This window comes from Enterococcus sp. AZ128 (assembly GCF_051714485.1).
GTDB lineage: Bacteria > Bacillota > Bacilli > Lactobacillales > Enterococcaceae > Enterococcus_A.
Genome location: NZ_JBIORZ010000011.1, coordinates 1 through 6,117, shown reverse-complemented (window position 1 = coordinate 6,117; position 6,117 = coordinate 1). Strand labels below are relative to the sequence as shown.

4 protein-coding genes are annotated in these 6,117 nt (G+C 40.1%); all 4 read right to left on the bottom strand.

Going from position 1 to position 6,117, the window contains the following annotated elements; translation table 11 throughout:
* On the bottom strand, positions 1-1,075 hold a 1,075-nt coding region (locus IGI38_RS24800), incomplete at its 3' end, for a class C sortase (protein WP_438734614.1).
* Between the two features lie 90 nt (positions 1,076-1,165).
* The gene (locus IGI38_RS24795) at positions 1,166-2,878 is read right to left on the bottom strand and encodes a SpaH/EbpB family LPXTG-anchored major pilin (protein WP_438734613.1); all 1,713 of its coding nucleotides are present in this window, start codon (positions 2,876-2,878) and stop codon (positions 1,166-1,168) included.
* Positions 2,879-3,112: 234 nt separating this feature from the next.
* Complete coding sequence (locus tag IGI38_RS24790) at positions 3,113-4,693, bottom strand: SpaA isopeptide-forming pilin-related protein (RefSeq protein ID WP_438734612.1); 1,581 nt, start codon at positions 4,691-4,693, stop codon at positions 3,113-3,115.
* Positions 4,690-6,117 (bottom strand): MSCRAMM family protein (locus tag IGI38_RS24785; protein ID WP_438734611.1); only part of this gene is annotated, 1,428 nt, incomplete at its 5' end. The genes IGI38_RS24785 and IGI38_RS24790, both read right to left, overlap by 4 nt.

Sequence of the window (6,117 nt, the reverse complement as noted above, 5' to 3'; positions counted from 1 at the left end):
ATGAAAAATCCACTTGATTGATTTGATCTATCCATAGGAAATAGTGTTGTTTTTCCCCTTTCAACACATATTTACCACCTCTTAAATCATGCTTTGTCAGCGTAGATTCTGCATTCGGTTGCAATATAATCGGATTCTTATTTTCAAGCACCGGCTTATTACTTTTCCTGTAACATAATTTATATCTGCCATTTGGGATATCGGGTATCAAAATAGTGTACCGATGATTTCTGATGATCTGCTTTTTGATCCGGCGCCAGAAAAGGTAAACGATCCCTGCTAAAGCAATCACTCCTAAAGCGATCACTAAAAATAGCAGCCATTTTTGCTTTTTCTTCAAAGCATCAAGTTCTTGCTTGGCCTTAGCCGGTAATTCTGTTCGTTCTCCAGTTACCAGCAAGCGATGTGAATTGATCATATACGGCGTACAAGTAAGCAAGGTTACTAAGTCCTTCCCGTCCTCGATTCGCAGCTGCTCTGTTTCTTCCGGCTTGACCACCTGAACTTTTCTTACTTTATAGGCGAACGTATTTCCGCCAATTTCAACATAAAAAAGATCCTTCTTCTTTAATTCAGGCAGATCCGTAAAAAACTTGGCTTTTGATAAGCCGCGATGTGCCGAAATCACGGAATGAGTATTTTCCCCGCCAATCGGATAAGACGTCCCTTCTAATAAACAGGCCCCCCGTTCAAGAAAAAAATCACTCGTTCGATCAAAAATCGGTAAGCTGACATCGATTTTAGGAATGGATATGACACCTACAGTATGATCCGTTAAATAATCAGGATTTTTGGAGAAATCTTTTTCTTCTTCTTTGTCAGAAAAAGGATCACCGCCTGCATTAATTCCTTCCAAAGCTAATTGAGCATTTTTTTCTTGCATTTTTTTCTGAGAAGCGGCCATATTGATTTGATCTTCTCGATTCGCTTTTTCTTGCGCTTGTTCAATGATTCGCTGATCAAGATAGGACATAACAGTATTTCCAATAAAAGGATACGCAATGGTGCCAATCCCAAAAATTAGAATCAACATCATGAGGATATCGATGACGATTTTTCTCTTCCATTTTTTCATCGAGCCATTCCACTCCTTTAATACAAAGGCCGAGAATCAAATCACAAATGATTGATATCCCGGCCTATAATTAATCAGTTGTTGATTCTATTATTCAACGGTTTCTTTGTTGCGTAAGAAGTATGCGCCGACCGCAAGTACTGCTACAGCACCGATTGCGATGATTGCATAGATGCCGTTTCCACCAGTACCTGGCAACGTACCTTTGCGTTTGTTTTCTACTTCTGTTTCTTGTCCAACGACGATTGTTGATGTATATGTTCCATAATCAACAGTGAAAGGAATATCTGAAGTAAGTTGGACATAGTTATTATTCGGTGCTTTTGTTTCTTCTAACCAGTATTGAATGAGTTCTTTCCCAACTGTTGCTGGGTGTGTTGGGTCACCAACCGAAGAACTGCCTGAAACAGTTTCTAGTGGTAAAGCTGTTCCGCTTGCATCATGACTAACTGTTCCTTCAAGACCTTCAACAGTAAATAGTCCGCCGCCTGCAGAAGTTAATACTAGCGCGTCGCCTTTAGTTGTAGACCAGCGTGATGGACTAGTTGGTGTCGCTTTTGCGATCATATATTCAGTCACGCCATTATTTTTACGCTTCACGATAAACTCTGCACCATCTAGAGAAGTCCCGTTGTCTTGGTCAACTTTTTCAAAACGACGGCCGTAAGTGATCACATCATCGCCTGTCCATGGTAAAGTTTCTAGACCATTTGTTGGATTGTTTTCATATTGCAATGTCGCTTGGTTATCAATCCACTCATCTGGTGTTGTATTTTCATCTAAATACATCCGATATTTGAAGACTAATTTTTTGCCAGCATATTGACCAAGTTTTACAACATCAGGTGTTTGGTTTGTTAAACTATCCTTGTCATTGAAAAATACATGGAAAATATTTGTATACCCTGTATTGATCGGTGTACCCGTCGGATCTGCGACAACTGAGAAATCAACATCGCTAATCGGTGTTAACGTCACGCCATCAGCCTCTACAACATAAAGACCTTGATTATCTAAATAATGCAAGTTTGATTGAGATTCATCACGTAGGAAGAACTGAGTATAACGATAAACTGGATTCAATGGGTCATTGTTTGCTAAACCATCGATACCTACTGGTACATCGAATGTGATCTTGTATTCGATTGGTTCGCCAACAGTGAAATCATCTTTTTCTTCTTTTTCTTTCTCTACATCAATATCATCTGTTTGAACATTTTTTGGATATAAGAAAAGTTCAGAAAGTTTGTCATTCGTAGGTGTTCCATCTGCATTCATTTTATATACAGGGAAGATCACTACCATGTTGTCTGCCGCTCCGCCAGCCGAGATATTACTTGGGCGAGAGGTTTCTACGAATAGATAGACTGCATCTTTTTCTACAGAGTTTACAGTTACTTTGTCTGGTAATGTAAATTTCGCATGACCAGTTGCATCCGTAGTTTTTTCAGTCCCAACTGCTGTCAAACCAGCTGCCCCAGCAGTTGCGATCGCATCACGCAATTGATTGACTGACCAAGTCGGATTCGCTGCAGCTAATGTATAGAACTTTTCAGTTGCATCATAAGCTGTAAAGCCAACATCTTTTAACGGACGACCGCCATTATTCGTATGCCAGTCTTCATCTTTTTCCCCGGTATTCTGAATATCCGTAGGTTTTGAATCATATGCCCCTTTATAGATATTTACATCAACATCTGTTGGTGCAGCTTCAGCTACAATTCCATTACCTAATCCAGCAAAACTGCTTGCAAGAAAGATAACGATACCTAATAGGGGTAAAAATCTTTTCTTAATTTTCATTGCTCATACTCCTCTTATTATATATTTTGAAACGACTTCCATCGTTCCAATAACCCGTAAGGGTTATTCCTTATTAAATAGCATAACTTTGAAATTCTTGGCTATTGAAACTTTTTCCTAAATAACAATCATATGAAAACAGACAATCCAAACAATGCTATTATCTTCTTTTTAAGCTGTTTATATTTTGTTGTGAGTCATTTTTCTTTTTCAAATATAGGGAGTCTATAAAATTTAAACGCGTCTCTCTATTTTTAGAAATAGTACTGCAAGAATGCACAGACAACCAAGGAAAAGTAGGTAAATAGAGTGAGTCATTCCGGTTTGTGGCAATCGTCGACTTGGTAGTTCATTATAAAGCTTACTAGACGGTTGATTACTCGAATTTGTAGGCGATAATTCTTTGTTTTCACCTTTTTTATTAACGATTTTCAGTGGTTCTGTGGTTCCGCCGCTGGTATCATTAATCTCAAAATCAATAAAATAATTTTCGGGTAAAAAATAACCATCTGGGGCTTTGACTTCTAATAAGGAATAACTGCCGTATTCCATTCCATCAAGTTCAAAGATTCCTTGTTCATTAGCTGTTAAAATCAATAGCTCATCTGGATGCTGATTACCGTACTCGGCCGTGACCCATTCGTTTTGCTTCGTTAGATAATGCGTGTCTTTGTTTGCAACCACAAAATTTGCATCTTTTAACGCTTCACCGGATGTTTCATCGACTTTTTGGAAACTTTTCTTTCCAGTCACTCGCTGATTGTAAACAACTGGTAATTTATCTTTTTGCGATAGTGCGCCGACTTCGACTCCGTTGATCAAGATCGGTTGCCGCTGATCTTGAGGAATCTCCACCGAAATTTTCCGGGCCTGATCAGAGATCTCATACCCTTCGACAGTCGCGACTTCTTCAAATAGATAGCTGCCGCTTTTCAGTCCCAAATCTGGTCGAACAATTCCTTCTTTATCTGAAACCATTTTTTTCACTCGTTCATCTTTCAACGTGGAATCCTTGATTTCTTTTTCAGATAGCCAATCGCTGACTGAGCCTGCCGTAGTTCTTAAATAGAATTTTTCGCCATTTTCATTCTTCGATAGAACAAAGCTGGCACCTGCTAAGGGACTCGCGGAACCGTCATTTTCTTTCGCCATTTTGACAAAATACGGTTCACGAACATAAGCTTTATTCTTGGTATAAACATGTGTTGCATCTGATACAAACAAGCTGCTATCTAAAACTAGATAATTAGATAAACCCGCGTGATCGACCGGCAAGCTATCACCGCTATCCAATTCAACGATAAGATAGACTTGCTGCTTATCCGTTGGTAACGTAACAGATAGCAAACCATCCTCCATCACACTGTTTCCAGCGCTATCAGTAAAGCTGCCTTTGGCTGTATCTTTGGTTTGAACAAAGTGAATTTTAGGGTACCTAGCTTGAATAGTTGCGCGGTCCGCGTGACCAGGCGTCGCCAATACTTCCAACTCACTTCGCAGGACATTGGCTTCATCCGCGACAAAATCTTTGGCTTGATCAAACGAGAGATTGTTATCTGTCATAACATGTTGGCGAAGATAGTCACCAATTTCGAAAATTGCAAATGTTGCGCCATTGACTCCATACGAATCTTTTAACAGATCGGCGTTTCCTAAAGCACCATCTTGATTAATTTGACTAGGTGCTTCTTGATTTACAAATAGACGTTTATGGATGTATACCTGCGTTTCTGCACCTGCAGCATTGGTTGGTTGTGTCCATAAAAATCCAGCCAAACAAATCAGCAGCAGGAAAAGAATATGCTTCAATTTCATCGTCCATCACCTGCCTTTTTTTGCTTAAATCGTTCATTCGCAAAATAGCCGATTACAATCATGAAAGAGAAGACCGCGAGACTAATGATCAATGAATGACCGTTGCCGCCAGTTTCAGGCAATGTGCCCTTCGGCTCATTTTTAAACGTTACTACATTCGCAGCTGCCAGCTGACCGCCGGTAATCGTGAATTTTACTGGTGACGATATTTGTACGTAGCCAGTTGGTGCTTGGGTTTCTACAAAATAATAGGTTCCTTCCGGCATACCGGTAATCACTAATTCCCCAGCAGGTGTCACGATATTTTCTAATTGGAAGTTCCAAACAGCGCCTGTTTTGACTGCTTTGTACGTTCCTTTAGCAGCCGTTCCATCACCGACTTCTAATTCTTCCGGTGCAAACCAAGTATTACCCGCACTGTTCGTGGCTACTTTAAATTTCGCGCCTTTCAAATTTTTATCATTTGTGGCATCTTTCTTCTCCAGTGTTACGCCGCCTTCTGCTCGGTCGTTCGTCACTTCAAAGGTTATAAGTACACCATCATCAGTAATCTCGCTGACCGCTGTTTTGCCATCGCCAACAATTTTATAGCCATCAGGAGCTTTGGTTTCCAGCAGGTAATACTTTCCTAAAGGCAATCCAGTAATAGTGATTTCTCCTTTAGTACCCGCACTTTCGATAAATTCATAGTCATCGTTGGCAGTATTGTACTTGTACTCATAGTCTTTTCCGGTAACAAACGTCGTTCCCATTTGAATTTCCGTAGTATCTGGATTAACTAAGTACAATTCAAATTCGGCACCGTCTAATTTTTCATTATCCGAATTTTTTTTAGTCAGTTTGAGTTTTCCGACTTTTTGTCGATTCTCTCTCGTTACACTGACTGTGTCTCCATCGTCGGAGATTTCCGCTATATTAGACTTACCGTCGTCATCATAGGTATAGCCATCTGGCGCTGCTTCTTCTTGGAAATAATACTCATCTATTGGCAACCCTGAGACCGTGATTTCACCTTTTTTTCCAGTTGATCCCGTGTCCTCCACCAATTCATATTTTTTCCCAGTATCGTTGTATTGGTACTTATAATTTTTGCCTGTCTCTAATAAAAACTGCGGTGTAACTAATTCATCGCCATTTTTCTTGCGGAGTGTAAACTGGGCACCATTCAGTTTTTCACCCGTATCGTCATCCTTTTTGACTAAAGTGATCTTCCCTTTAGCCAGTTCATTGTAGGCACTGACAGCGACACCCTCTGCCGCAGTTTCATCAATCGTAAAGTAATACTTCCCAGATTCATTTTTTCCATCTGGTGGAACGATCTCTAGTTTATCCGTGTAACGTGGATCGGGATTGTTCAGTTCGACCAACCGATAGTTTCCATTGGTCAAATTCTCATAGAGCAAAACCCCGTTACTGTCGGTCTT

Bases quoted from the DNA above. Each gene is read 5' to 3' on its own strand.
- IGI38_RS24790 (WP_438734612.1), bottom strand. From the start codon at position 4,693: ATGAAATTGAAGCATATTCTTTTCCTGCTGCTGATTTGTTTGGCTGGA.
- IGI38_RS24795 (WP_438734613.1), bottom strand. From the start codon at position 2,878: ATGAAAATTAAGAAAAGATTTTTACCCCTATTAGGTATCGTTATCTTT.